Genomic DNA, 607 nt, shown 5'->3' on the forward strand with positions numbered 1-607 from the left:
CTTCGGCACAGCAACATCCTTCCAGCCCGCCACCAGGGCAAGCCATCTCAGATGTCACCTATCGGTGCAGCAGACCCATGGGCAGGACGGCGACCGCCGCTTGGCGGCGAGCTTCGTCGGCCGCCGTGGCGATCGTCCAGAGGGTCACGCGCCTATTCTGCCGCTCGTCTAGGAGTACGTACGGGACGTCAAGCAAGCCACGACGTTGCTCGTACCGGCCCCCCGACCACCGGCGGCCGGTGCGTCGATGTCGACGCTGTGCGCCAAGTGGTCGGAGAGACCCTCAAGGCGAGGTTGGTTCAGGTAGGCGGCGGCTGCCAGGTGAGACAGTAGCCCAGGGCCAGCGTGGAGGTAGTCGAAGCGATATCCGTTTCCGGCACGGCCGATCCAGCTGTGTGTCTGCACGTCGGGGTGCAGAGTCCGGTGGACGTCGCAGAGCCCGAGTAAGGCGAGGGCGTCGAGGAAGTCGTACTCGAAGGGTCGGAAGCCGGGGTAGCGGGGTTGGTGGTCGCGGCTGATGACGTTGTAGTCGCCCCTCTTGGTCAGGATGGTGTGAGACACCCCGTGTGAGTTGGGGGTGCTGACCTGAGGACGGGGATCGGAGATC

General features: G+C 65.6%; 1 protein-coding gene. It reads right to left on the minus strand.

Going from position 1 to position 607, the window contains the following annotated elements:
• Nucleotides 1-168 precede the first annotated feature (168 nt).
• Nucleotides 169-607: hypothetical protein (locus ACLQ28_RS34465; RefSeq protein WP_425690442.1), on the minus strand; the 439-nt coding region annotated here is incomplete at its 5' end.

It is taken from the genome of Micromonospora sp. DT201 (assembly GCF_049841575.1).
GTDB lineage: Bacteria > Actinomycetota > Actinomycetes > Mycobacteriales > Micromonosporaceae > Micromonospora.